The organism is Butyrivibrio fibrisolvens, assembly GCF_037113525.1.
Classification (GTDB): Bacteria; Bacillota; Clostridia; order Lachnospirales; family Lachnospiraceae; genus Butyrivibrio; species Butyrivibrio fibrisolvens.
The window spans coordinates 307,680-333,227 of record NZ_CP146963.1; the positions used below are offsets into that span (position 1 = coordinate 307,680).

The following is a 25,548-nucleotide window of genomic DNA, read 5'->3' on the forward strand; positions in this document are numbered from 1 at the left end:
GAGTAGCAAACGGCATGAGTAAACACATTACAAAAATCATTTCCACGGCTCTTGTAATAATGCTGGTACTTGGCACAGCAGGGTGTAGTCAGAGTACAAATAAAAGTAAAGAGTTTACACCTAAATACTCATCGGATACCACGTATAAGCTGTCTGTAGCTGGTACATATTCTAACTTTGAGTCTTTGGAAAGTGTCTTTGAGAGATTCTATACTTACTATCCAAATGGCGAGATCGTGTATACCTACCTTGATGATTACAGCAATACCATCGGGCAGGCTCTGGCAGGTCAGGAGCCGCCGGATATTTATGTCGTTCAGCCCTGGATGTATGGCGACGAGCGGTTTGATCCTTTGTTTGATGGGGCTGAAGTCCTTTCTGATCCTGAACTTAATATAAATCTTGATTGCATTCGTCAGGGACTTAGATGGGAGATGAATGATGGAGAAATACTGGCGCTTCCGGTATTTGCCACGTCCTATGGAATGCTTGTAAACATGGATATATTTGAAAAAGAAAACCTCGAAGTACCTAAGACCTTTGGAGAGCTGAAAGAAACCTGCGAAAAGCTTAAGGCAGCAGGCTATGCTTCTCCTGTTATGGGCGCTGATACCAATACAACACCGGGAATAGGCTACTCCTTTGCTTATCCAATGTTCGCCAAAAAAGTTAAGGATGACAGAAGTGTAGAAGGTGATCTTAACAATCTTGTTCCTTCTGCAGGCGAAGTGATGAGAGAGCCTTTGACCAGGTTAAAAGAGCTTGTGGACAGCGGCTGCATAGATATAGACAAATGCAAAGCAGAAATTGAAGACGATTATAATGCTGTTATCATGCGATTTTTTGAAGGCGATGTGCCTATGATGATCTGCTCCGGTGACGTTGTGTCCGGAACCAAAAAACGTGAGAGTAAATCAGAAGCTTTTACAGCGAATCCTTTCAAGTATGACTTCTATGTAGCTCCTTCAGGAGATGATGGCGGATACTATATGGATTCCATGTCTATCCTGTTTAGCGTCAATAAAAATAGTGATAGCCTCGATATGACTAATGAATTCATAAGATTCCTTACAAGTGAAAAAGAGCTTGGACTTATGGCGCAGGAAAAGAGGCTTATAACTCCTACTAAGGATTATTCTCTGGATGAAGTTTATGCTTCGCTTTCGGGATTCCCGGAGGATAGGACTGTTAACTTTAGAGATACAGAAATACTTGATACTGCGGTAAAAGAATTCAGGGCAGCAGCATATGCTGTTATAAATGGCGAGATGACAGTGGATGAGGCGGTGGCAGCCTATGGAACGATAGCTGGAAAATAAACCTGGGCTGCCATCCTCATGAATATCAAAGTTTTAGTTTGTTTTATATGTGTAAAGATTGAGAAAATAGATAGTATATATTTTCAGACCGGACTAAGGTAGTTATGGTAGGTTTTGTTAGAGCTTGTCTAATATTTGGCTAGATAAATTTTTGGCCTCATCATAATCAAGATTGGAAACAAGTTTATCCAAGGCTTCCACCTTACCGAAAAGTTCAGTTGTACAGTTATAAGAAAGAAGCTTTTTCATCGCTTCTTCACAGGCGCCAAGATCAAAGTCATCTATAGCGGCAATAAGTTTATGCAGGATTTCAGAAAAGGCATTCTTATCAAAAGCATTTTTTGCCCCACCCTTTTTTGAAGCAAAGGGTTCAAGATAAGGCTTTAAGGATCTAAAAGAGTTTAAAACATCTGGAGTGAGTTTTTCAATTTGCTCCAGATTGTTTTCTTTTCCAAGCTTTTCAAGAGTAAAGAAATCCTCTCCAAGATCCATAGCGCCGATCATGCGGCAGGTGGTCTTGAGGGAATGAACCTGAATTGTGTAGTTTTGAATGTCTTTATCTTTAAGGTATGTTTCTATCAGAGAACTTTTATCATCCATGAGTTTGTAGACATCATTAAGAAGCTCTATGAAGAGTTCTTCAGAACCTGAGTTTTTGATGGCTTTTTCTATATCAATACCGGGGATATTAATGTTCATAAATAGCGTTCCTCCATGGATATGTGGGCGGTTTGCATATTTTGAGTATACCACTATAAAGTTGATGAATAAACGGTTTTAAGATATCATTAATCTATAGGAAAATATTTTCGGAGGTTATGAGTTTATCTACGATAAACTCTACGAATTGGTGTCGCGAGCTCCACCAATTCAACCATTAGCCACTCGTTTCACTCGCAGCATGAGGTTATGAGTTTATCTACGATAAACTCCGCGAATTGGTGTCGCGAGCTCCACCAATTCCAACCATTAGCCACTCGTTTCACTCGTGACATGAGGTTAGTATGATACCACAAATTATAGTTGTTGATGACGACCCTATAATTTTAAAGAAAGCCTGGAATACTCTTACGGATGCCGGGTTTAAGGTGGTTGTGCTCAAGTCGGGCAAAGCTCTTTTGGAATATACGACAGATAATCCTGCGCCTGATCTTATTCTTATGGATATCAACATGCCGGAGATGGACGGCTTTGAAGTTATTAAGGAACTCAAAAAGAGTGCCTCTTCATGGAGAGATACTCCTGTTATCTTTTTGACTGCCAATGAAGATGAGGATACGGAGACTAAGGGCCTTTCGCTTGGCGCAATGGATTTTATCAGAAAACCCTTTATAGTAAGTGTTCTGGTACTTAGAGTTAAGCATGCAGTAGAACTTGTAAGACTTCAAAAAGATCTTGAGAGCATGGTAGATGAAAAGACAAGGGAGAATGAGAATCTTTTCCTACACGTCGTTGAGAGTCTTGCGGATGCTATTGATGCTAAGGATAACTATACAAATGGTCACTCGGGAAGAGTGGCGGAGTATTCTAAAGAGATAGCAAGTAGATATGGCTATGATGAAAAGCATCAGGAGAAGATCTTTATGATGGGACTTCTTCACGATGTTGGCAAGATCGGCGTGCCTGACGAAGTAATAAATAAGCCCGGAAGACTTACAGATGAAGAGTTTGCATGTATCAAAAAGCATCCTGGAATAGGCGGCAAGATCCTAAGCAATATCAAGGAGATGCCGGAACTTGCAGCAGGAGCCAAATGGCACCATGAAAGATACGATGGAAAGGGATATCCACAGGGACTTTCCGGAGATGATATTCCTGAAGAAGCAAGGATCATTGCAGTAGCCGATGCATACGATGCCATGACCAGCAACAGAAGTTATAGAGGGGCACTCCCTCAGGAAAAGGTAAGAGGCGAAATAGAAAAAGGCAAAGGAAGCCAGTTCGATCCCAAGTTCGCTGATATTATGCTGGAAATGATCGATGATGATAAAGATTATCTTATGAGAGATAAGCCTGTTAACGAAGATTAATGAGAAAGAAAAAACAGGAAAATAAAAAATAAAGAGAGAATTCAAAGCCCCGGAAGCTTGGTAGTGCAGAAAGCTTCCGGGGCTGATTTTTGCTATTTACTTTGTGCGAAGTTTGGTGTATATTTCAGTGGTTGATTCCTATATTATGACGTAAGGGTCAAAAGTCATTTCGATTCGAGCTTGCTCGAAATCGAATATGAATTTATGACCCGCAAAACATGAGCAAAGTAGCACGTAGTGCGGATTTGCGAATGTTTTAGGGCGCAAGACATCCGGGGGATGTCTGCTTTGCGCCGACCGGAGTGAAACGTAGATGTGAGAGTCTCGAAGAAACGGAACAATCCGTTAGTCATAAGGTGTCAATAAGGAACTTTTGACACCTACCTCATTTTATAGAATCGAAAAAACAAACATTTGACAGAGGTTTTGTCAAAAAACAAGGAGATAATAATGGGTGTACAGATAGAGCCATTTAATGCAAAGGATTCCAATATAGAAGGATTAAAAGTTATAAGCGCAAAGACTGCTACAGATGACCGCGGAACTGTTCGCGAATTATTCCGTGGAAGCGTATATTCAGAAGTTCTTCCTGAGACAGTAACAGGATGGAAGCAGATCAATCTTACAAGAACTAAAAAAGGAGCTGTAAGAGGTCTTCACGGCGAAGCTATGAACAAACTCGTTACAGTAGCATATGGTTCTGTTTTTGGTGCATATGTTGATACAAGACCTGACAGCAAAACATTTGGCGCTGTTCAGACAGTTCACATCACACCTGGAGTTCAGGTATTTGTTCCTCAGGGTGTATGCAATGGATTCCAGGCTCTTGAAGATACAGAATACCTGTATTTCTTTGATAATGAATGGGCTCCTGGTATGCCGGGAACAGCGCTTTGCCCACTCGATCCTGAACTTAAGATAAAGTGGCCTATTGATATAGACAGAAGTGACCTCAATCAGATCTCTGAGAAGGATTCAAAGGCTCCAACACTTGCACAGCTTCGTGAGCAGCTTGGAATGAACTGATGAATGCGATTTGGAATTTTGCATGAAAGATAAAATTCCACGTATATCTTTTGGGTTGACAAGTATAAGTGTCCTAACTTATACTAAGCGAAGTGAGCAAAAGCTAACTTTCAAAATTAAATAATACTAATATTACTTCGGGGCTGGGTGCAATTCCCAACCGGCGGTATAGCCCGCGAGCCAAAAGGCATGATCCGGTGAAATTCCGGGGCCGACAGTAAAGTCTGGATGAGAGAAGTGAGATTACCGTTATGCTAAGATGATATCTATACTAAATAGATATCTATCCTGCAAATGATAGATGGTGATGTGTCTCTTTCCGAAGGGGCACATTTTTTATTGAAGAGGAACCCCTATTCGGTAAAATAACTAGACAATATCTATCATTATCATGCATAACATTATTCAAAGAAAATTCATTCACATCGTTTAAACTGATCCCTACATACTTAGGGAATTATTACAGTTTGAAACCGAATGTCTTAAATCTTCCCACTTAAAAGCCCCGACCAAAAGGGGGACATTTGAATAAAGAATTATTAGATCCTTCATACATGAGACGGGCAATAGAACTTGCCCTTACTGCTAAAGGCCATACTAATCCAAATCCACTTGTTGGCGCTGTTATCGTTAAGGATGGAAGAGTGATCGGCGAAGGCTGTCATCAAAAATATGGAGATCTTCATGCTGAGAGGAATGCGATAAAAAGTCTTAATGAAAGTGCTGAGGGAGCGACCATATACGTGACACTTGAGCCCTGTTGTCACTATGGAAAGCAGCCTCCGTGTACTCTTGCGATAGTGGAAGCCGGGATAAGCAGAGTCGTTATCGGCTCAAGAGATCCCAATCCGCTGGTTTCAGGAAAGGGAACGGCATATCTTCGTGAGCACGGAATCGAAGTCATAGAAGACTATTTAAGAGATGAGTGCGATGAGATAAACCCCGTCTTTTTCCATTATATTTCTAGAAAAGAACCTTATGTAGCCTTAAAGTATGCGATGACAGCAGATGGAAGGATCGCTACAGATAAGGGAAGTTCAAAGTGGATAACAGGTGAAAGTGCAAGGTCATATGTACATGAACTTAGGTCTACCTACACAGGTATTCTTGCAGGGATTGGTACTGTACTTGCTGATGATCCGCTTCTTACCTGCAGGATTCCAGGAGGAAGAAACCCTGTAAGGATCGTAATGGATAGCCATTTGAATATCCCATTGGACTGCAACCTTGTTAAAACAGCAGATCAGGGAACTGTGATCGTGGCGTGTCTTGATGAGTATACAAAAGGTAATGATCAGATTTCCAAAGTAGAAAAATTAAAGAGTCTTGGTGTTCAGGTGCTTGGCATATCTCCTGATTCAAAAGGTGAACACATATGCGTTAAAGATCTTCTTAAAAAACTAGGAAACATACAGATAGATGGAATTCTGGTTGAAGGTGGTAAGCACATAAATGCCGCATTCCTTTCAGCAGGTAAGGTCAATAAGATCTATACATTTGTAGGAAATAAGATCGTCGGCGGAAAGGGAGCTTTTACACCTGTTGATGAAATGGGAATAGAGGAGATGAAAGACAGTGTAGAGCTTTCGAATCCTAAGGTGAGAACTTTCGATACAGATATCCTTATTGAGTATGATGTCGAGAATCTTAGGATGATCAGGGCAAAGTAATATATAGCCTTAATCGATGAATGATCGATAAAAAGTTTATATAGAAAAATATGATCATTATGTATTTTAAAGAGGTCATTCAAACGTCACAAAAATATATTAAAGGTATATAAGATATGTTCACGGGAATAGTTGAAGAAAAAGGAAAACTTTTAAATAAACATCTACAAGGCAGCAGCTCTTTTGTCAAAATAGGAGCATCTAAAGTGCTTGAAGGAACCAGGATTGGAGACAGCATTGCAGTTAACGGTGTGTGTCTTACAGTGACAGCGATGGATGATAACTCTTTTATCGCAGATGTCATGCCTGAGACGCTGCGAAGAACTAACCTGGGCGACCTATATTCCATGGCAGAGGTCAACCTTGAAAGAGCAATGGCAGCAGACGGAAGGTTTGGAGGTCATATAGTAAGCGGCCATATAGATGGAACAGGAACCGTTGTATCGCTGGTTCATGAAGGCAATGCTGTAGTCGTGACCATAGAAGCAAAGCCTGAAATACTCGACCTTATAATCGAGAAAGGATCCATCTGCATAGACGGAATCAGCCTTACGGTCGTGGCTGTAACCAAAGATAGTTTCAGCGTATCAGTTATTCCTCATACAGGATCCGAAACGACTCTCCTTGATAAGAAAAGAGGAGACAAGGTCAATCTTGAAAATGATGTGATAGCCAAGTACGTACAAAAGCTTTTGGGCGCAAACAAAAGTACAGGAATAACAATGGATTTCCTGGCAGAACACGGATTTTGATATTTGAAAAAAGAAAACCTTAAGTTAGAAATCTTGTGTTTGAAAAGGAATAAGAAAGGAAACGATCATGAACAATAATTTTGACAAAGAGTCTGTAGAAAGAGCTATTGAAGATCTTAAAAATGGAAAAATAATCGTAGTTACAGATGATGATGACAGAGAAAATGAAGGCGATCTTATCTGCGCTGCGCAGTTCGCAACACCTGAAAATCTGAACTTCATGGCAAGTGTAGGTAAAGGCCTTATATGTATGCCAATGAGCAGTGAAATAGCAAATAGGCTCCAGATTCCAATGATGGTAACCAACAACACTGATAATCATGAGACTGCATTTACAGTATCGATCGACCATGTTGATACAAGTACAGGGATATCAGCATATGACAGATCTCTTACTGCCATGAAGGTGGTAGAAGATGGAGCTACTCCCCTGGATTTCAGGCGCCCCGGTCACATGTTTCCTCTTGTTGCAAGGCAGGGAGGAGTCCTTGTAAGAAACGGACATACCGAAGCAACCGTAGATTTTATGAGACTTGCAGGTCTTAAGGAGTGCGGCCTTTGCTGTGAGATAATGCAGGATGACGGCCACATGATGAGAACAGAAGATCTCAAAAAACTTGCTGCTGATAATGGTCTTACTTTTACAACTATCAAAGATCTTCAGGATTACATCAGGATAAATGAAAAGCATGTAGTAAGAGAGGCAAGCGTCAACCTTCCTACAGAATACGGCATGTTCAAGGCTTACGGCTATGTCAGCGACATTACAGGAGAGCATCACATTGCACTTGTTAAGGGTGATATTGGTGATGGTAGAGACGTTCTTTGCAGAGTGCATTCAGAGTGCCTTACAGGAGACGTGTTTGGGTCACTTAGGTGCGATTGTGGTAAGCAGTTATCTGCAGCTTTGTCTCAGATAGAAAAAGAAGGAAGAGGTATTCTTCTCTACATGCGTCAGGAGGGAAGAGGAATCGGTCTTATCAATAAATTAAAGGCATATGAACTTCAGGAGCAGGGAAGAGATACAGTAGAAGCCAATCTTGAACTTGGCTTTGCGCCCGATCTTCGTGAGTACTGGGTAGGAGCTCAGATCTTAAGAGATCTTGGAGTTAAAACAATTAATCTTCTTACCAACAACCCAAGCAAGGTTTACGGCCTTGACGGTCTGGGACTTACGATAAATAAAAGAGTTCCGATAGAGATCGAAGCTCAGAAGTACGATGAATTTTATATGCTCACCAAGGAAAAGAAGATGGGACATATTTTCCTAAACGAAAGTACCAAGAAGATTCAGCCAAGAAGTGCGGTGTAAAAGAGCTGATAATAGCAAAGATTTAATAAATGATCGGAAGAAGAAATCTTTAATAGATTTAAAACTGCGGATACTAAATACAAACAACAAATACAAATAGTATAGTAAGGGAGAAATAATCATGAGCACAAAATTACTTGAAGGAAAATTAGTAGCAAAAGAAGGAATGAAGGTTGGCATCGTTGCATCAAGATTTAACGAGATTATCGTTAATAAACTTGTAGGCGGAGCTGTAGACGGCCTTAGAAGACACGGCGTAGAGGAAGAGAATATAATTGCAGCATGGGTACCCGGAGCATTCGAAATCCCGCTTATCGCTCAGAAAATGGCAGCAAGCGGCAAGTACGATGCAGTTATCGCAGTAGGAGCAGTTATCAGAGGTTCAACATCTCACTACGATTATGTATGTAACGAAGTATCCAAGGGAGTTGCACAGGCAAGCCTTTCAACAGGAGTACCGGTACTCTTTGGAGTTATCACAACAGAGAATATCGAACAGGCAATCGAAAGAGCCGGTTCCAAGGCTGGTAATAAGGGATATGACTGCGCACTTGCAGCTATAGAAATGGTAAATCTTGTGGACCAGATCTAATCCCAAAGTCCTGATGTTTCAGAAGTAAGGCCATGATGGCCACAGTTAGGACATTTGGTTATAGAGAGTTTGTCATCTATAATGGTGACGTCATAAGAGCCGCAGCCTGGGCAGGCTGCGGTATATTTTTGCTTTGTATCAAGATCTTCTAGCTGCGCTACAGATATGACTTTGCCGCATTTATTACATATGGCGGCCCTATACATGAAGGTGTAATGAGGAAACTCCTGGCCTTCAAAATTCTTACGGATCTTGTCAGCAACATCAGAAGTAAAATCATCAAGACAGTTCTCTAATAAAGCATGAGTCATCCCCATACCGGTTTTAATGTCCCATGATCTTCCACATTTTTTGCAAGATATTTTAATGATACTTCCCATGTTAGTCCTTTCTTGTTATCAAAGGTCATATGCATAGTAGGCGTATTTCACAGCATATGATCACTGAAGCAGGCTAAGGACGCCCTGCTTGGACTGATTGGCCTGAGCCAGCATCGACTGTCCTGCCTGGGATAGAATGTTCATGTTAGAATATCTGACCATCTCAGCAGCCATATCGGTATCTCTTATCTGAGATTCTGCAGAAGATGTGTTTTCACCAACATTATCAAGGTTTTTGATGGTATGTTCAAGTCTGTTCTGAGTAGCACCATAGTAGCTTCGCACATTGCTTACTGCAGTAAGTGCACTCTTGATAGAATCTATCGCGCTCATGGCATCATTAGCTGTCATCATGTTGCTGTTCTTAAGACCAAGAGCTTCAGAGTTCATATTGAAAAGGCGTATACCAATTTTATTGTTTCTCTGACTTTCAGATCCTGCTTGTATAAAAAGAGTATTGGCACCTGTGACTTCTGTACCGCCGCTTGAAGCTCCTGGAGTAAGAGCTCCGCCTGTACCGCCGCCCTGATTGTAAGTTGAACTTACAGGAGCAGCACCATCAGAACTTACTACAAGGGGAGATGATGCTGTTCCGCCATTTATGATATCGCCATCAGAAAGACCGCCATCTCCAATGATAGATCCCTGACCTCCACCAGAATAATTCGTATTATATGCAAGCTGTCTCATGAATTTGGTTATATCAGAATTTGCAGTTGCTCCTGAGAAAAGAGATGCAAGTGTTGACTGATATGTGTTGGCATCATCCACTATTCCAAGATTCTGCAGAACTGTTCCAAGGTCATCTCCATCAATTATTCCCTGCATTATTCTGTTCATACCGCTTGCAATGTTACTTGCGCTTACGGTTGAAGAACCACTTGCAAGCTGTCCAAGATAAGCTGACATAAGGTAGCCATGTCCGTATGGCCTGTTAGCCATAGTATAGGACTTAAGATAATTAGCAACAGCTTCATCCTTACTTGTATCATCCTGACTTGTAATTCCAGAAACAGCGTTATAAAGTCCATTATTCCAGTTAGTTGCAACGCCGCCACCAGTAAGCTGAGCTACACCTTCAGTAAACCATGTTGGGAAAAAGTCCTTTGCCATGGCAACGGGCATTGTATACTGCATGATGGTATGCATGAGTTCGTGAGCAATAGTACTTTCAAGTTTATTAGTTCCGTTACCTGTGCTGCCGTCAACGGATGAATTAGAAAAATCATCTTTATCAACAGTCATACCAAGGGTTATTCCATGTACAGAGTAGGACGTTCCATCATTACCTATAGCAGATGCCAGACTTGCATAGGCAAGAGTGCTTCCGCCGCCATCGACATATTTAATATCAAGGGAGATTGGAACTTCGCTTCCACCGCTTTGAGAATTAAAAGCACTTCGAAGAGAAGGCAGTGCATTAAATATCTGGTTTACAGCATTGGGAATAAGGGTCTGACTTATAACTTCGCCAAGAGTATCCCACTCGGTACCGGGGGTTGTGACACCATCTATTGTTGAAGGATAGGAAATTGTTATGTTATTTGCGCTTATATTGCCGTCTGCTCCAAGTGTCACATTGAAATTTATACTCTGGTCAACAGAAAATGAATCTGTTGGAGAATAACCTTCTGAAGGGAAAAGATGTATTTCGTTAAAGGTAGTTGAAGCAGCATTTTTGTCAATCTGATCAAGGAGCTGCCTGTACTCGGCTTCAATATAAAGACGGTCAGAATCCGTCATTGTATCATTGGATGCTTTAACAGCAAGTTCGTTGCTTCGCTGGAGCATATCGTGAACTTCATGTAAGGAACCTTCTGCGATCTGAATAAGAGATACACCGTCTTCACAGTTTCTGGAAGCCTGAGACAGACCTCTTATCTGCCTTCTCATTTTCTCAGAAATGGCAAGACCTGCCGCATCATCCGCTGCTCTGTTGACTCTGTATCCGGAAGAGAGCTTTTCAGATGATTTCGCCAGGTTTCCTGTAGTGATATTCAGCGTACGATTCGAGTTCATCGCACTTATGTTGTGTTGAATGACAAAGCCGCCCATTGTAATACTAAAATATGCCTTTCTGCAGACGTCCTTGTCCGGTAATAATTATCTAAGAAAAATCCTTTTTCTATAATATTTATCGGTTATAGACATACAAAGCATTAAGAAATAACGAATTCTTTCACAGCATTTAGAAAATGATATAAAGCTTTGGGGAAACTGATCCTAAAAACGATTCAAAATTAAAGCTTAAAAAGTTAAAAGATAAGCAGAAATAAGCATAAAATGCGAAAATTATTTTTGAAAATGATGATATAGTAAAAATAATAAGTTTTACTTTGAATAAAGGATCAGGTTTTATGCGCTGTTTGTATGCATATGACCATTATCTATCGATCAAGATTATTCTACGGAGGTTACTATGGGAAAAAGCTATTATGTAGATGCAAGTGCATCTGTAAACGGGGACGGAAGCAAAGAATCTCCTTTTAAGACTATTCAGGCGGCAGCAGATATCGCACAGCCTGGCGACGAAGTGATCGTTATGCCAGGAATCTACCGCGAGCATGTTATTCCAAAGAATGCAGGATCAGAAGATGCAAGGATCACTTATAGATCATCAGAACCTTTAAAAGCTGTTATCACAGGTGCTGAAGTAGTAGACAAATGGGATCACTACAAGGGCGACGTATGGACAGCCAGGGTTGATAACAAGATCTTTGGTGACTATAATCCATACACTACATTTGTATGCGGAGACTGGTACTTTGCACCAACTGTCCGCCATACAGGAAGCGTATACCTTAATGACAGGATGATGTATGAAACAGTAACTTTGGAAGAGTGTATCGAAGGCGCTGCAGATCCTTGCGCATGGAAACAGGAAGAGTCCACATACAAGTGGTTCAGCGTTCAGGAAGACGGTGCTACAGTTTTCTATGCTAACTTTAAGGGTCTTGATCCTAATAATGAAAAGGTAGATATCGCAGTTAGAAGAAACTGCTTTATGCCTGATAAAAACGGTGTTAACTATATCACATTAAGCGGCTTTGATGTAAATAAAGCTGCAACCACATGGGCACCACCAGCTGCATATCAGGACGGAATGGTCGGACCTCACTGGAGTAAGGGCTGGATCATCGAGGATTGTGAGATCAGCAATTCAAGATGCTGCGGTATTTCACTTGGTAAATATCGTGATGAAGAAAACGACATGTATTTTTATACCAAGCATGTTAAGAGCCCGACCCAGATGGAGCGTGATGCTGTCTGCAGAGGCCAGTACCATGGCTGGCTTAAGGAGAATGTGGGTCATCACATCATCAGAAGATGTAACGTACACCACTGCGAGCAGACTGGTATCGTAGGCCGAATGGGCGGCGTATTTTCAACAATTGAAGACTGCCATATTCACGATATCTGTAATTCACAGCAGCTTGGCGGTGCAGAAACAGCAGGTATTAAGCTCCATGCAGCGATCGATGTAACGATCAGAAGAAACCACATTCATAACTGTATCATGGGCGTATGGCTTGACTGGGAAGCTCAGGGCGCAAGAGTAACTCAGAACCTTATGCATGACAATCACCGCCCGGAGGGAAGAACTCCAGCACAGGGAGCTATGTTCTCTAATGACGTATTCGTTGAAGTTGGCCACGGACCTACACTTATTGATAATAATGTCCTTCTGTCCAAAGTGTCAGTTATCATGCCAAGCGAAGGCATTGCCTGCGTTCACAACCTTATGCTCGGAGCATTTGGCCTTATCAATTCAGGCGTTGACAGTATTGAAAATGGTCAGAGAGAACCAAGATATACACCTTACCACATCCGCCACAGGACTGAGGTTGCAGGCTTTATGACAATCCTCCACGGAGATGACAGGATTTACAACAATATCTTCGTTCAAAACTTCCCTGTGACTGATGAAAAGAAGACTCCTGCAGATAATGACTACGAGCGCGTTGGTACAAAGTGCTTTGATATCTTCCCGACATATGAAGAATGGATATCAAACTTCCAGATGGATAGAGAGCCTGACATGGGATACCTTGCCAAGTATCACTTTGGACACCTTCCTGTATGGGTTGATGGTAACGCATATTTTAACGGCGCTGACGTTTATTCCAAGGAAAAAAATAACCTTGTAAACGACAAGGATAAAGCTAATGTTACTCTGAATAATGAAGACGGAAAACTTAGCCTTGAAACTAACATTTATTCACTTCTTGGAGAGTTCAAGGATACACTTATCACAAGTGATGTCCTTGGTAAAGCTTTCGAGCCTGAGCAGCGCTTCGAGAATCCTGACGGATCTGAGATCATTTTTGATACAGACTATTATGGAGCAAAGAGAGATGGCGCTATAATCCCAGGACCATTTGCAACTGGCAAAGAAGGAAAGTTCGAGTTTACAGGAACTGCGTTTGAAATTTGATCAAAGATCTTCTTACTGTATTTGTGACCAATAATAAGCAATATATAGTGAGATAAAATAAAGCAAGAATTGTAAAATGATAATAGGATTGCTAGAATGATATAGCAATTCTATTATCTTTTTTTAGGGGGATTTACAATGGAGGCGTTATTTCACATACCGGGGCTAAGGTATAATTTTCCGCTCAATATGCTTCTCATAGACATGTTAGAGAGATTTCCGAAGTATTTCAGAGAAGGTGTAAAAATAGCTTCATGCTTTGGCGATTTTCCAGCATCACTTTGGAGTAGCGGCAGATACAGCGCTGGAGATCAGTGTGCAAGAGCATATGTTACAGGCGTTATAGGAGCTATAAATGCTAAGAATGTAGCTGTCAGATATACCTACACTAATCCTACAATTACAGAAGCTGACCTTGATAATGAGTTCTGCAATTTCTGTCTGGATCAGGTTGATACACCTAAGAAGATGAACGGAGTACTCGTAGTATCACCTATTCTTGAAGACTATATTAGAAAAACTCATCCAAATCTTAAGCTTAACAGTTCAACCTGCAAGTGCATCAGAACAATTGACGGGGTAAATGAAGAGCTTAAAAAGGACTATAACCTCGTAGTTCTTGATTACAATATGAATAACCATTTCGATGAACTTGAGAAGATCATCGACAAAGAAAGATGCGAGGTTCTTATCAACGCTTGCTGTATTCCGGATTGTCCAAGAAGAGCAGAGCATTACAGAGTTATAGGCGAGAACAACAGAATTACTCTGGAGAATAGAAAGCTTCCCAAAGATAAGCAAAAGCCTCTCATTCCATGGGAGTGCTCCTATGGCGATAACTCAATGCCATCAATAACAAGGCAGTACAAAACACACATAAGCCCTGATGCTATCTGGGACAAATATATCCCGATGGGCTTTAGAAATTTCAAGATTGAAGGAAGAACAGCCAACATCTTTTCTCTTGTAAAGACTTATGCATACTACTTTGCAAAGCCTGAATACAGGGATGATGTAGAGCTTCTGCTTCTTACAAACCTTGTATCTAACAAGATCATAAATCTTTCAAGACCCAAGGCGGTCAGGGACGAATAAATAGAGATTTAAGCAGCAAATGCCGGATTTTTACCCACAGTAGGAAAAGGCATTTGCTGTTTTTTGTTTGATGAAGTATTTGTAATTAAAATGCAGTTCATCGGATAAAAAATGCATTTCGTCGTATATTAAGGTGACTAAATGCAAATGAGCGTAAGATATTGTTGAGTTTTTATAACTTTCTGATCGATCAACATATAGAAATCAGAAATATTAAATGTTTTCAAAAAGTATAGGAGGATCTGATTATATCATTTACCCAAAAGTTATTTAACCCAGATGCTACTGATGAACAGCTTAAGGCTATTGACTGTTATACTGAATGGTATGTTCAGCATTAATGATTCAGTACAGAGTGAAGATGGAGAGTATAGTAATGAATAATTTAAAAAAAAGCTATGTGACATGCTTAATTGCAATAGTGATAGCAATTGTGATAACAGGGATTGCTATATGCTATTTCAAATATTCTGATTATGATATCAAATCTGAGGATGATCTGCTTAAGGTAGCACAGAGCATTAACAGCGAAAACGCTGAACGAACCGGTCAGTTCGGTGAAAACATCAACTGGTATTATAGAAAAGGCGTTATGGTTGTTAATGGAGAAGGGGAGTTTGACTATGCGTACAGGCTTGAAAAGGATAATCAGTATGATGATCTGAGAATTAAAGTCAAATGGCTGGTCATTAATGAGGGTATCACAAAACTGGCACGAGCCTCTTTTGGAGGTTTTATAAACCTAGAGATGGTATTGTTGCCAGACAGTATGACAAATTTATCAGTTTATTCTTTTAGAAGTTGTTTTAAGTTAAAGCATATTACTATACCTGATAATGTTAAAGTAATTACATCTGGAGTGTTCGCATACTCGGGTTTGATAGATGTTGTTATTCCTGATAATACAGTAAGGATAAAAGATTGTGCCTTTTCGGACTGTTATGACCTTGAAACAATTGTTCTTCCTGATAATATAGAACGCGTGTCTCGCTATGCTTTTGGAGAAGGCGGGTACGAGTTGGGAATAGTGGTAAAAATAACATGGAGAGGCAAATCTTATTCTTCTACGCGCGATTTTTATCTTGATTTCGAGAAAAACGGAGGAGACACAGCTAAAGATGAGGATTGAGATAAAGCGGGAGAGCCAATGTTACATACCTTATGTTTTTTATGATTTTATATGAACAATACAAAGATAATTACCTATTATTAATAAAAACTAGTCTTAATTAAAGTGTAGATGGCTGGGAAGAACCGGAGACATAATATAGGCAATATCGTTACAGTGAATCAGGGTCAGGGACTGCCGGGAAAGTGATAATATTGCAGTACCTGGCCCCGATATTTTTTATTCAAAGTAGATGGTGGAGGTGGATATTTAGGAATATATGAGGCAATAAATCCACGTTATCCATTTGATACTCAAAATAGTGATGCTCAGATGGTAGATTACAGTCCGGCAAGTGATATCATGAAAACAGGTAACGACTATGATGATCAAGAGGATTAATTGATGAAGAATAAAAAGAAATTATTGTTATTGCCTTTCTTAACGGCAGGTTTGCTATTTTTAACAATGTATTGTATTTCCTTTTTTTATGATATTAAAATGCCTCTGGCAGTAAGTGATTACAAGATATCGTTTAATGAAGGAAGCATTACATTGGTTGAATATGTAGGCGAAGACTCAGAGCTGATAATTCCTGAAAGAATATTAGGTATACCTGTAAAACATATTGGACCGGATTGCTTTAGCAACGCCCAGACAGTTATCAGTATTACTATACCTGATAAGATGACTAAAATAGATTATGCTGCATTTTCAGAATGTAAAAACTTAGAAAGCATATATGCTCGAAATATTGAGATTATAGGAGAATATGCATTTAATGATGATACAAAGTTAAAAAATGTTGAACTTGGCGATTCAATTAAGATAATAGGAAAAGGAGCATTTTATAGATGTGAATCGTTTGAGAAAATATCATTAAATGACGGAATAGAATCTATTGGAGATTATGCGTTTAAATATAGTGGAATCACTGATATTTCTGGGGTGGAAAAAGCTGATATTATTGGTACGTCGATTTTGAATTACACCCCATGGGAAAAAAATCAGAAATCGGATTTTGTAATAATAAAAGATAAACTCGAAGCATATAAAGGAATGTCAGAAATAGTTGTAGTGCCGGACGAAGTAAAGGTTATGGATCCTGCATTTGATGTAGAACCAGGTTATGATTATCCTATTCAGGTTTCAGAAGTATATATACCGGATACTGTTACAGAAATAAAAGATTTATGCTTTGGAGATCAAAAGAGCGATATACGTGTATATATTCCGGATAGTGTTACAACTATAGGTAACTGTATTTTTATTGGAGTTGATAATGCGGTTATAATCACCACCTCCGGTTCCACAGCAGAACAATATGCTATTGATAATGGAATTAATTATGAAATAGTAGATAGTTGGGAAGTGCCGGAGACATAATATAGGCAATATCGATACAGTGAATCAGGGTCAGGGATTGCTGGGAAAGTGCTAATATTGCAGTACCTGGCCCCGATATTTTTTATTCAAAGTAGATGGTCGAGGTGGAGAGGGAATGGGATGAATCAGGAATAGAAGCTTTGTATAAAAAAGAATTTGCAGTAAATGAAGATTCCCTGAGCAAGCAAATGAAGCGGAAAAAGTTTATGCTCGTATGAAAACGTCTATTATTTATAAAGAGTGATGTCACATGGCATCGCTCTTTTTTGTTGCCAGAAAAGAAATGATTTGAAAGTGACATGAATCTGTTGTTGATGTAAAAAAATCATTAGATGTATTTCGTCGCATAGAAAATGCATTTCGTCGGATTATAAAGTGACAAATTGTAGATATATGTACAATATCGTGGGGAGTTTTTTACTCTTTTTTCTGAATTGGTAAAGAGGTTTTACGAAGATACTATAAATGATAGCATGAACAGCATCTTTTTAAAAAGAAAGGTGGAGCAGATGAAATATAAAATGATCATAATTGTAGCATTAGCATGTACTATATTGGGGGTGATTTATTTTGGGCGCAATATTAAGGAGCTTAATGGAATAGATTTCACATACGAATTCAATGACAATGGTGTGACCGTAACTCAGTATAAAGGGTCAGATAAGGACATTAAAATACCATCTTTCTTTTGGTTTTGGAAAGTTACAAAGATTTCAAATATCGGGTATCCGGATGCAGAAAGTGTATATATTCCTGATACAGTTACATATGTGGAGAAAGATTTATTTAAGGATTATGTCAATCTTACATCTGTCAGACTTTCTGAAAACTGTACCATAGTAAGCGATGGGATGTTCGATAATTGTAATAAGCTTGTCAGCATTAATATACCTGATAATGTTACATATATTGGTGCTTATGCATTCAGAGATTGTACCAGTCTGAAAACAGTAAAGTTTTCTGATCAAATATGGTTCATAAATAAGTATGCATTTATGAATTGTACGTCACTGGATAATGTCGTGCTTCCGAATGGCTTAGAAGATACAGGGTTTTGTATTTTTGAAGGATGTACCGGTCTAAGGAGTGTAACATTATCGGAATCATGCAGTGTTATTAGAAGCTCAATTTTTTTAAACTGCTCATCCTTGGAAAGTTTGTACATCCCGGATTGTGTTACAACTATGGCATATTTGGACGCCTTCAAGGGATGTACTTCATTAAAATCAATAAAAGGTGGTAAGAATTTGTGTGGATCCGACTGGGGATATGCTGAAGAGTACTTTGCTGATGAACCTTGGTATCAGGAGGAGTTTGCCATGTTTGGCGATTATACTCTTGCCAGATATAACGGGAATGAAAAAGAGGTTGTAATTCCCGATGGAGTTAAAATAATATGGCCAACAGCATTTGATGGATTGGATATAGACAAAGTAGTGATCCCGGATTCTGTAGAAGTGATATTTGGGATATGGGAGAATCAGGAAGAGATAGAGTTGCAGTTTAGTGACTTGGGAAGTGTATCTATAAAAAATGGAGACCTGGATGGTGCTAAAGCTCTTGTCAGAAGAGGATCATCCCTGGATGAATATGCTACGCAAGAAGCTGCTCCTGAAAACAATGTATATGGCAAATCCGTGTTCTTGGGATTTAAGTATTTTGATGATTTAGTTGTCAAGTAGCAGTTCCTGATGTTGTTTCTATGGGAGTAATTGATGGGATACTTTTGTATAATATTGTTTCCGGGGAAGCAACAGACAGATCAAAAAATTCTATGTAAAGAAAAGACCGAGGCAGCTGCATCGGAGATAACTTATCAGGAGTCTCCCTTGAACAATGTTTACATATGCATTTCTTGAGATAATCGCACTAATGCCATAAGACTGAAAGAAGTGCTTTATTTTAAAATGAGCCACAGCTAAAGTTCATATTAAATTTAGCTGTGGCTTTTTCTATATATTGTTATCTTACGATCGAATAAATCTTAAATACTCCCGGCATTGCTGAAAGTTTAAATACAGCATCATCCCCTTCCGTATAGAGAGGCTCAATGCGGCTATCCGCCATAGGGAAGTGCTTAGGAAATTCCTCTAAAGCTTTAGCTCCTTTTACATGAACAAGGATATCTTCACGCTGTACGTTATCCATTACATAAGGATATACGATGAAGGAATCGTTGTCGTATGCAAAGAGACTGATCCTTGAAGGGCCTTCAAACCATATGCCATTTACTGGAAGCGCCTGCCTTATGCGGCTAAGTACAGGAGATGGCATTCTGTAATAATCAGGGAATGCGTCAGGTGCTGCAATAGTCCAGATATGGCCATCGCAGTAATCATCACGAAGGAGTATGCCATAGCTTTCTTCATCGCTAGATGCCTTAACAACAGCCCATGTTGAATTGTTTCTAAACTCAGCTACAGGGAGAGTGACAGGCTTATCACTGTATGGGAATGAGTAGGTAGGGTGTCCCTTGGTAGCGGCACTTTCCACTCTGTATCTGTTTGCACTTATCTTTCTTCCGCGAAGTCTTATGGATGTAAGGTCGTAGCCTTTTTCTCCAACAGCCTCCCAGAAGCCTGTTGTTACAAGGACGTTGCCGCCTTTTTTGCTAAGGTACTTTTCAAGCTTTTCGATGACATCAGGATCATAGGCTGATGATCTTGTGAGCATGATCTGATCTTCATTTTCAGGAAAATAAGGACTGCATACGATAGGAAGTCCAGCCATTCCAAGGAAGTCCTGAATGTTATCTTCGCCCTGGCAGTTGTCAGGAAGATAACACGTGATTCCAACAGGCTTACCGGCCTTGTCCATGACTTCGTCAAGCTTATCAAGCTGGAAGCCAAGAGACGGTGTAAACATGTTGTCATATATAGACTGGAAGCAGAACAGCATAAGCTCCTTAGGTCTTGAGAATGCGGTAAGGTAAGCCTGCTCAAGGTAATGCTCAGTGATGTGCATGTCGAAGGTGTCAAACCATCCGCCGCCGTTGTGGCCCGGCCACATATTTTCAAAATAGGTCATGAGGCTGTAGCTAAGGTATCTTGGAAGGTGCTGATCGGTTGAAACAGGATCTCGTGTCTCTGTTCCTGTATAGATATTGTCAAAAAGCTCTCTCTGTTCTTTGGGATTGTAGCCAGTTTCCTGATAGCTTTCTGCCCAGTTGGGGTATTTGATAGTAATCTTAATGTTTGGATTAGCCTCTTTGGCCGGAGCTATCATATCTTCCTGACTGATGCGTTTAAGAAGATCAAGGCGATACTCCTGCCAGCCGCTCTTTATGCCGTGGGCCTTGTTGAATGCATTCTTTTCCTTAACGCATTCAGGGCACATGCAGTTTGTAAAGAAGAAGTCATCAATGATGAATTCATCAAAATGCTCTCCAATAAAGTGTGTAACTTCGCGAAGCTTTGCTCTCATTTTGGGATCATTGTAACAGAAGGTCTCGAAGAGTCTTGCCTTGGGCTTATCACCTTCAGGAGTTGGAATGACAGTAGTGATACCGCCTGCAACTTTGATGCCATGTCTGTTGAAGACTTTCTTGCACATCTCAACCTGCTCGGCAGATGCAAGAAGGCCGCGCCATGGCTCAAGATATACCTTGTCGAGACGCATATGCTTTAAGATGAAGTCAAGCTGTTTTTCAAGCTCTTCTTCTGTGATGGTAGCAGTAGCCTGTGCTACAAAGTATGTAGTCAGCGTAAAATTCCTATAATTCCCCATATTGTTCCTCCGTTTCTGAGCTATTTAGAGCTATGAGACGCGGAAACTTCAGATTTTCTTTCGCCTCATAGAATCAGCTTATATCGTAACCCTAGAGATAATTATCACATGTATATTATGCGTATACAACTTATTATCTGCGCAGTATTTATCAAAATTTACGGTGGAGAGATTTTTCTTGATAAGCAGAAGTAATCGTGATAATATATACAACTGTGCGTTAAAATGTTGGTTACAAAAGGAGTATCATATGCGCGTAAGAATTGATTATAAGACACTTGATCCAAATACAAAGAAAGCTATAGAAAACGGTCAGCTGGACAAGAACCAGCTTCGTGCTATCAACCAGAATATATCTGAATATGTGGCTGCTAAGAAAAAAGGATTGTTCATGGCATGTTCTATTATGCTTATCATGTCTGTATTTATGATAATCTCAACTATTCAGCATACTGCTGAGGAATATAGAAGTGGTCTTCTTATGTTCTCTTCTCTTATATTTGTTATACCTTTCCTGGCATTATTGGCTGTAGGCTGGCTTACTTTAGGCCGCATCAAGAGCCAGTTCAACAATGCTCTTAAGAAGGGATATCCCGGATCATATGCTGAGTTTATGATCTGAATTTATACATAAAGATAAATAAAAAGCGGCATCATCTGATATATGTCCAGAATTCTGGATACTTACCAGATGATGCCGCTTTTTTGAATTATTATGATCTTCTAAGTTTATACACTTTCATATTTTTTCATTTCTTTAATGAACTGCTTGGCGATAGGAGACAGCTTTGTATCGGAACGCTTTATATATCCGATGTGCATGATCTCCTCGCTTTGAAGCGGAATAGATGTATATCCGTCACCATTAAGTTCCTTACATATAACACCGCTGCACAAAGTGAATCCGTTAAGCAGAGTCATCATATTAAGGGCTGTCGCTCTGTCATTTACATGGATTATCTTTTTATAAGGATAGGTACTCAGAACCTCTTCCGCATAATAGAAAGAATTTTTTTCTCCCTGGTGAAAAGAAAGGCAAGGGTACTCTTCAAGATCAACTATAGACACGCTCTTTTCCTTGGCAAGAGGGTGATCTGAGCTAAGGTATGCGTAGGTATTGCAGGCAAAAAGCTCTGTGAATACCAGATTGTTCTCCTTAAGATCATCGCTCAAAACCTTCTCATTGAAAGTATTAAGGTACAAAATGCCAAGCTCACTTCTCATATTCTTGACATCCTGAATGATCTCACTTGTCCTGGTCTCGTATATAGCGTAGTCGTATTCGTCCATACCGGATTTTAATATTGTCTTGGAAAAAGCTTCAACAGCGAATGTATAGTGCTGTGTAGATACATAGAATTTCTTCTCATTATCAGGCTTACCCTGGTAGTGATCTTCCATGAGCTTGTACTGCTCTAAGATCTGACGGGCATAACCTACAAATTCACTCCCTTGCGTTGTAAGAGTTATACCTCTATTACTTCTTGAGAAGATGCTGATATTAAGCTCCTTCTCAATCTCCCTTACAGCACCCGAAAGACTGGGCTGCGATATAAAAAGAGCCTTAGATGCTTCATTAATAGAACCACGCTCTGCAATTTCGATAACATATTTCATCTGCTGAAGTGTCATCTTTTACCTCGCTTCAATGCATAAAACCTGTATCAATCGTAATCTCCACTATAATAGCATTGTTTAGCGTGCAATAGAATAAGTTTTTCATAATAGCGCATATTTCCTATAACTAAGCTCAAACTCCATAAAACCTTTACGCATATTAAAAGCACAACCACCTATCAAAATCTTTGTGGTTATAGTTTAAGACTATAACGAGTTCTTGGATTTATGAATTATACAAGCTTTAGCGTATGGTGTATTGTAATTTCAACAGCAAGAGAAATCCATTCGAATAGGACAACAGAACACAGATAGCCAAAGGCACAACAACAAATCATCAAAGAAAAATCAAAGATAAGAATAAAACGGTCAGCGGAGGAAAAGAGTATGAGCGAACATAATTACAGATTTGAAACATTACAGTTACATGTAGGTCAGGAACAGGCGGATCCTACTACAGATTCAAGAGCAGTACCGATCTATCAGACAACATCATATGTATTCCACAGTGCACAGCATGCTGCAGACAGATTCAACTTAAGAGATGCAGGTAACATATACGGAAGACTTACAAACTCAACACAGGGCGTACTTGAAGAGAGAATAGCAGCTCTTGAAGGCGGTGTAGCAGCACTTGGAGTTGCAGCAGGAGCAGCAGCTGTAACATATGCAATACTTGCACTTGCTAAGGCAGGCGACAATGTAGTAGCACAGAAGACAATCTACGGAGGAAGCTACAACCTCCTTGATCAGACACTTCCCGGATATGGCATCAGCACAACATTTGTAGATGTACATAACCTTGACGAAGTTGAAAAAGCAATCAACGATAAGACTAAAGCAGTCTTCATTGAAACTCTTGGAAATCCTCATTCGGATATTCCGGATATCGATGCACTCGCAGAGCTTGCTCATAAGCATGGCATACCGCTTGTGATCGATAATACATTTGGTACACCTTTCCTTATCAGACCTATCGAACATGGCGCTGATGTGGTTGTACATTCAGCGACCAAGTTCATAGGTGGACACGGAACAACACTTGGTGGCATCATCGTAGACAGTGGTAAATTCGACTGGAAGGCATCAGGTAAGTTCCCTCAGTTCACAGAGCCTAACGCAAGCTATCACGGAGTATCCTTCGTAGATGCAGCAGGCCCTGCAGCATTTGTAACATATATTAGAGCTATCCTTCTTCGTGATACAGGAGCTACACTTGCACCTATCAGTGCATGGATCCTCCTTCAGGGACTTGAGACACTTTCTCTTCGTCTTGAAAGACATGCTGAGAATACCAAGAAGGTTGTAGAGTTCCTTGCGAACCACCCTCTTGTAGAGAAAGTAAATCATCCTTCTCTTCCAGAGCATCCTGATCACGAGCTTTATAACAAGTATTTCCCTAATGGTGGAGCTTCTATATTCACATTCAACATTAAGGGCGGTCAGAAGGAAGCATACGCATTCATCGATGGACTTAAGATCTTCTCACTTCTTGCAAACGTTGCAGATGTTAAGAGCCTTGTTATCCATCCTTACGATACAACACATGCAGAAATGACTCCTGAGCAGCTTGAGGAAGCCGGAATCTACCAGAACACAATTCGTCTCTCAATCGGAACAGAGCACATCGACGATATTCTCTGGGATCTTGAGCAGGGCTTCAAGGCTGTAGAGCAGGTTAGTCCAGAACTTGTGGAAGAAGCAGTTTGATACATGCTTAGAAATGTGTAACAACAAATAAATTGCCATTATTTATTAGCTAAAAAGTATAATTGCCAATACTTTTTATATACCTCTTAAAATCTTTTACCAATAAAATCTCCTATACCTAAAAATACCTGAGGGCCGCTTGTCCGGTGACATTAGTCATACGGAGGGCGGCTTTCTTGATGCAATATTTATTGACAGGTCTTTGGGTTGAGTATATATTACCTAGTGGATCAGTAGGAAAATATAATTGAGGTTACCAATGATATATCTTGATCATGCGGCTACAACTCGTCCGGAACCTGAAGTTGTTGAAGCCATGATTCCTTTTTTAAGAGATAATTATATGAATCCGTCAGCTTTCTATCAGCCTGCCGTAAGGACCAGAATGCAGGTGGAGAAGGCCAGGAGGTCTATTGCGCAGTTTATTAATGCTCCATATGACAGCATCGTTTTTACAAGCGGCGGTACAGAGTCTGATAACTGGGCTATCCGCATGGGCGCAAAAATAAGCGAAGATAAGGGAAAGCACATAATAACAACTAAGATCGAACACCCGGCTGTGCTCAATACGGTTCGCTTCATGGAAGAGCAGGGATATGATGTGACATATCTTGATGTTGACAGTACAGGTCGCATCGATCTTGATGATCTGAAGAGTGCTATTAGAGAGGATACTGTTCTTATTTCGATAATGCATGCCAATAATGAGATAGGTACCATCCAACCCATTGAGGAGATTGGAAAGATTGCCCATGAACATGGTATTCTTTTCCATACAGATGCAGTGCAGACTTTTGGCCATATCAAGATAGACGTATCTGACTGCAACATCGATCTTCTTAGCGCCAGCGCTCACAAGCTGTATGGACCAAAAGGAATCGGCCTTCTTTATATAAGAGACAGAAAAAAGTTTGCAAAGCTGTTATTTGGCGGAAGTCAGGAGCTTGGACTTCGCCCCGGAACTGAGAATGTTGCTGATATTATCGGCTTTGCCAAGGCCGTGGAAATAGCTGAAAGCGCAGTGGAAAGCGATCATGAAAACCAGAATGCTCTAAGAGAAGAACTTAAAAGTTCTATATTAAAAGAAATCCCCGGAGCTGTTATCAATGAAAACGAAAAAGAGCATCTTCCAGGAACATTAAATGTAACTTTTCCTTCAGTCAGCGCCGAAACAATTCTTATAAGGCTTGATATGAACGGAATCTGCGCATCAGCAGGAAGCGCCTGTAGTGCAGGTGCCTTAGAACCGTCACATGTTCTGACTTCTATTGGCAAGAGCGATGATGAAGCTAAAAGGACAATTCGTTTTAGTATTGGCAGAGAGAATACTAAAGATGATATAGTAAAGACGGTAGAAGTGCTCAAAGCACTTTTGACACCTACCTCATAA

20 protein-coding genes and 1 riboswitch are annotated in these 25,548 nt (G+C 40.1%); of the genes, 15 read left to right on the top strand and 5 right to left on the bottom strand.

The window, feature by feature from the left end:
* The first annotated feature begins 14 nt into the window (after positions 1-14).
* Positions 15-1,319 carry an ABC transporter substrate-binding protein gene (locus WAA20_RS01210; protein WP_167562769.1) on the top strand — a complete coding sequence of 435 codons (1,305 nt, stop codon included), beginning with the start codon at positions 15-17 and terminating at the stop codon, positions 1,317-1,319.
* A gap of 117 nt (positions 1,320-1,436) precedes the next feature.
* Here the strand turns inward: WAA20_RS01210 and WAA20_RS01215 are convergent, their stop codons facing one another.
* Complete coding sequence (locus WAA20_RS01215) at positions 1,437-2,018, bottom strand: Hpt domain-containing protein (protein WP_073390490.1); 582 nt, start codon at positions 2,016-2,018, stop codon at positions 1,437-1,439.
* A gap of 305 nt (positions 2,019-2,323) precedes the next feature.
* Here WAA20_RS01215 and WAA20_RS01220 point away from each other — a divergent pair, with 305 nt between their 5' ends.
* The 6 genes from WAA20_RS01220 to ribE (WAA20_RS01245) all read left to right on the top strand — a co-directional run bounded on the left by WAA20_RS01220 (position 2,324) and on the right by ribE (WAA20_RS01245) (position 8,701).
* Positions 2,324-3,349, top strand: coding sequence for an HD domain-containing phosphohydrolase (locus WAA20_RS01220; protein WP_073390488.1), 1,026 nt, complete (start codon positions 2,324-2,326; stop codon positions 3,347-3,349).
* 450 nt (positions 3,350-3,799) lie between these two features.
* Positions 3,800-4,375: a dTDP-4-dehydrorhamnose 3,5-epimerase gene (gene rfbC, locus WAA20_RS01225; RefSeq protein WP_073390413.1), complete on the top strand. Its 576-nt coding sequence runs from the start codon at positions 3,800-3,802 to the stop codon at positions 4,373-4,375.
* A gap of 129 nt (positions 4,376-4,504) precedes the next feature.
* Positions 4,505-4,619: riboswitch (FMN riboswitch) on the top strand.
* A gap of 280 nt (positions 4,620-4,899) precedes the next feature.
* Positions 4,900-6,045 carry a bifunctional diaminohydroxyphosphoribosylaminopyrimidine deaminase/5-amino-6-(5-phosphoribosylamino)uracil reductase RibD gene (gene ribD / locus WAA20_RS01230; RefSeq protein WP_242951239.1) on the top strand — a complete coding sequence of 382 codons (1,146 nt, stop codon included), beginning with the start codon at positions 4,900-4,902 and terminating at the stop codon, positions 6,043-6,045.
* Positions 6,046-6,161: 116 nt separating this feature from the next.
* Positions 6,162-6,797, top strand: coding sequence for a riboflavin synthase (ribE, locus tag WAA20_RS01235; protein WP_073390416.1), 636 nt, complete (start codon positions 6,162-6,164; stop codon positions 6,795-6,797).
* Positions 6,798-6,864: 67 nt separating this feature from the next.
* Positions 6,865-8,109: a bifunctional 3,4-dihydroxy-2-butanone-4-phosphate synthase/GTP cyclohydrolase II gene (locus WAA20_RS01240; RefSeq protein WP_073390417.1), complete on the top strand. Its 1,245-nt coding sequence runs from the start codon at positions 6,865-6,867 to the stop codon at positions 8,107-8,109.
* A gap of 121 nt (positions 8,110-8,230) precedes the next feature.
* Positions 8,231-8,701, top strand: a complete 471-nt coding sequence (ribE, locus tag WAA20_RS01245; protein ID WP_073390419.1) for a 6,7-dimethyl-8-ribityllumazine synthase — start codon at positions 8,231-8,233, stop codon at positions 8,699-8,701.
* Here ribE (WAA20_RS01245) and WAA20_RS01250 read toward each other — a convergent pair.
* Both WAA20_RS01250 and WAA20_RS01255 read right to left on the bottom strand, forming a co-directional pair.
* Positions 8,698-9,081: a hypothetical protein gene (locus WAA20_RS01250; RefSeq protein WP_073390420.1), complete on the bottom strand. Its 384-nt coding sequence runs from the start codon at positions 9,079-9,081 to the stop codon at positions 8,698-8,700. The two genes, ribE (WAA20_RS01245) and WAA20_RS01250, sit on opposite strands and share 4 nt — an antisense overlap.
* Before the next feature lie 60 nt (positions 9,082-9,141).
* The gene (locus tag WAA20_RS01255; protein WP_073390425.1) at positions 9,142-11,136 is read right to left on the bottom strand and encodes a flagellin; all 1,995 of its coding nucleotides are present in this window, start codon (positions 11,134-11,136) and stop codon (positions 9,142-9,144) included.
* 364 nt (positions 11,137-11,500) lie between these two features.
* On the opposite strand from WAA20_RS01255, the gene WAA20_RS01260 reads away from it, so the two are divergent.
* The 5 genes from WAA20_RS01260 to WAA20_RS01280 all read left to right on the top strand — a co-directional run bounded on the left by WAA20_RS01260 (position 11,501) and on the right by WAA20_RS01280 (position 18,787).
* Positions 11,501-13,516 (top strand): right-handed parallel beta-helix repeat-containing protein, encoded by a 2,016-nt coding sequence (locus tag WAA20_RS01260; protein ID WP_073390426.1) that lies wholly within the window; start codon positions 11,501-11,503, stop codon positions 13,514-13,516.
* 204 nt (positions 13,517-13,720) lie between these two features.
* Positions 13,721-14,611 (top strand): hypothetical protein, encoded by an 891-nt coding sequence (locus WAA20_RS01265; RefSeq protein ID WP_338802058.1) that lies wholly within the window; start codon positions 13,721-13,723, stop codon positions 14,609-14,611.
* A gap of 376 nt (positions 14,612-14,987) precedes the next feature.
* Complete coding sequence (locus tag WAA20_RS01270; RefSeq protein ID WP_073390428.1) at positions 14,988-15,740, top strand: leucine-rich repeat domain-containing protein; 753 nt, start codon at positions 14,988-14,990, stop codon at positions 15,738-15,740.
* A gap of 384 nt (positions 15,741-16,124) precedes the next feature.
* On the top strand, positions 16,125-17,105 hold the full coding sequence (locus WAA20_RS01275; RefSeq protein WP_073390429.1) for a leucine-rich repeat domain-containing protein: 981 nt from the start codon (positions 16,125-16,127) through the stop codon (positions 17,103-17,105).
* 473 nt (positions 17,106-17,578) lie between these two features.
* Complete coding sequence (locus WAA20_RS01280) at positions 17,579-18,787, top strand: leucine-rich repeat domain-containing protein (RefSeq protein WP_073390340.1); 1,209 nt, start codon at positions 17,579-17,581, stop codon at positions 18,785-18,787.
* Positions 18,788-19,067: 280 nt separating this feature from the next.
* On the opposite strand, the gene WAA20_RS01285 is transcribed toward WAA20_RS01280, so the two are convergent.
* Positions 19,068-20,831, bottom strand: a complete 1,764-nt coding sequence (locus WAA20_RS01285) for a hypothetical protein (RefSeq protein WP_073390342.1) — start codon at positions 20,829-20,831, stop codon at positions 19,068-19,070.
* Positions 20,832-21,081: 250 nt separating this feature from the next.
* Here WAA20_RS01285 and WAA20_RS01290 point away from each other — a divergent pair, with 250 nt between their 5' ends.
* Complete coding sequence (locus WAA20_RS01290; protein WP_073390344.1) at positions 21,082-21,453, top strand: hypothetical protein; 372 nt, start codon at positions 21,082-21,084, stop codon at positions 21,451-21,453.
* 107 nt (positions 21,454-21,560) lie between these two features.
* Here WAA20_RS01290 and WAA20_RS01295 read toward each other — a convergent pair whose 3' ends face one another.
* Positions 21,561-22,463 carry a LysR family transcriptional regulator gene (locus tag WAA20_RS01295; protein WP_073390345.1) on the bottom strand — a complete coding sequence of 301 codons (903 nt, stop codon included), beginning with the start codon at positions 22,461-22,463 and terminating at the stop codon, positions 21,561-21,563.
* A gap of 372 nt (positions 22,464-22,835) precedes the next feature.
* Between WAA20_RS01295 and WAA20_RS01300 the strand changes: the two genes are divergently transcribed.
* On the top strand, positions 22,836-24,158 hold the full coding sequence (locus tag WAA20_RS01300) for an O-acetylhomoserine aminocarboxypropyltransferase/cysteine synthase family protein (RefSeq protein WP_073390347.1): 1,323 nt from the start codon (positions 22,836-22,838) through the stop codon (positions 24,156-24,158).
* A 259-nt stretch (positions 24,159-24,417) separates the two neighbouring features.
* A complete protein-coding gene (locus WAA20_RS01305; RefSeq protein ID WP_073390348.1) occupies positions 24,418-25,548 on the top strand; it encodes a cysteine desulfurase family protein in 1,131 nt (376 codons plus the stop codon).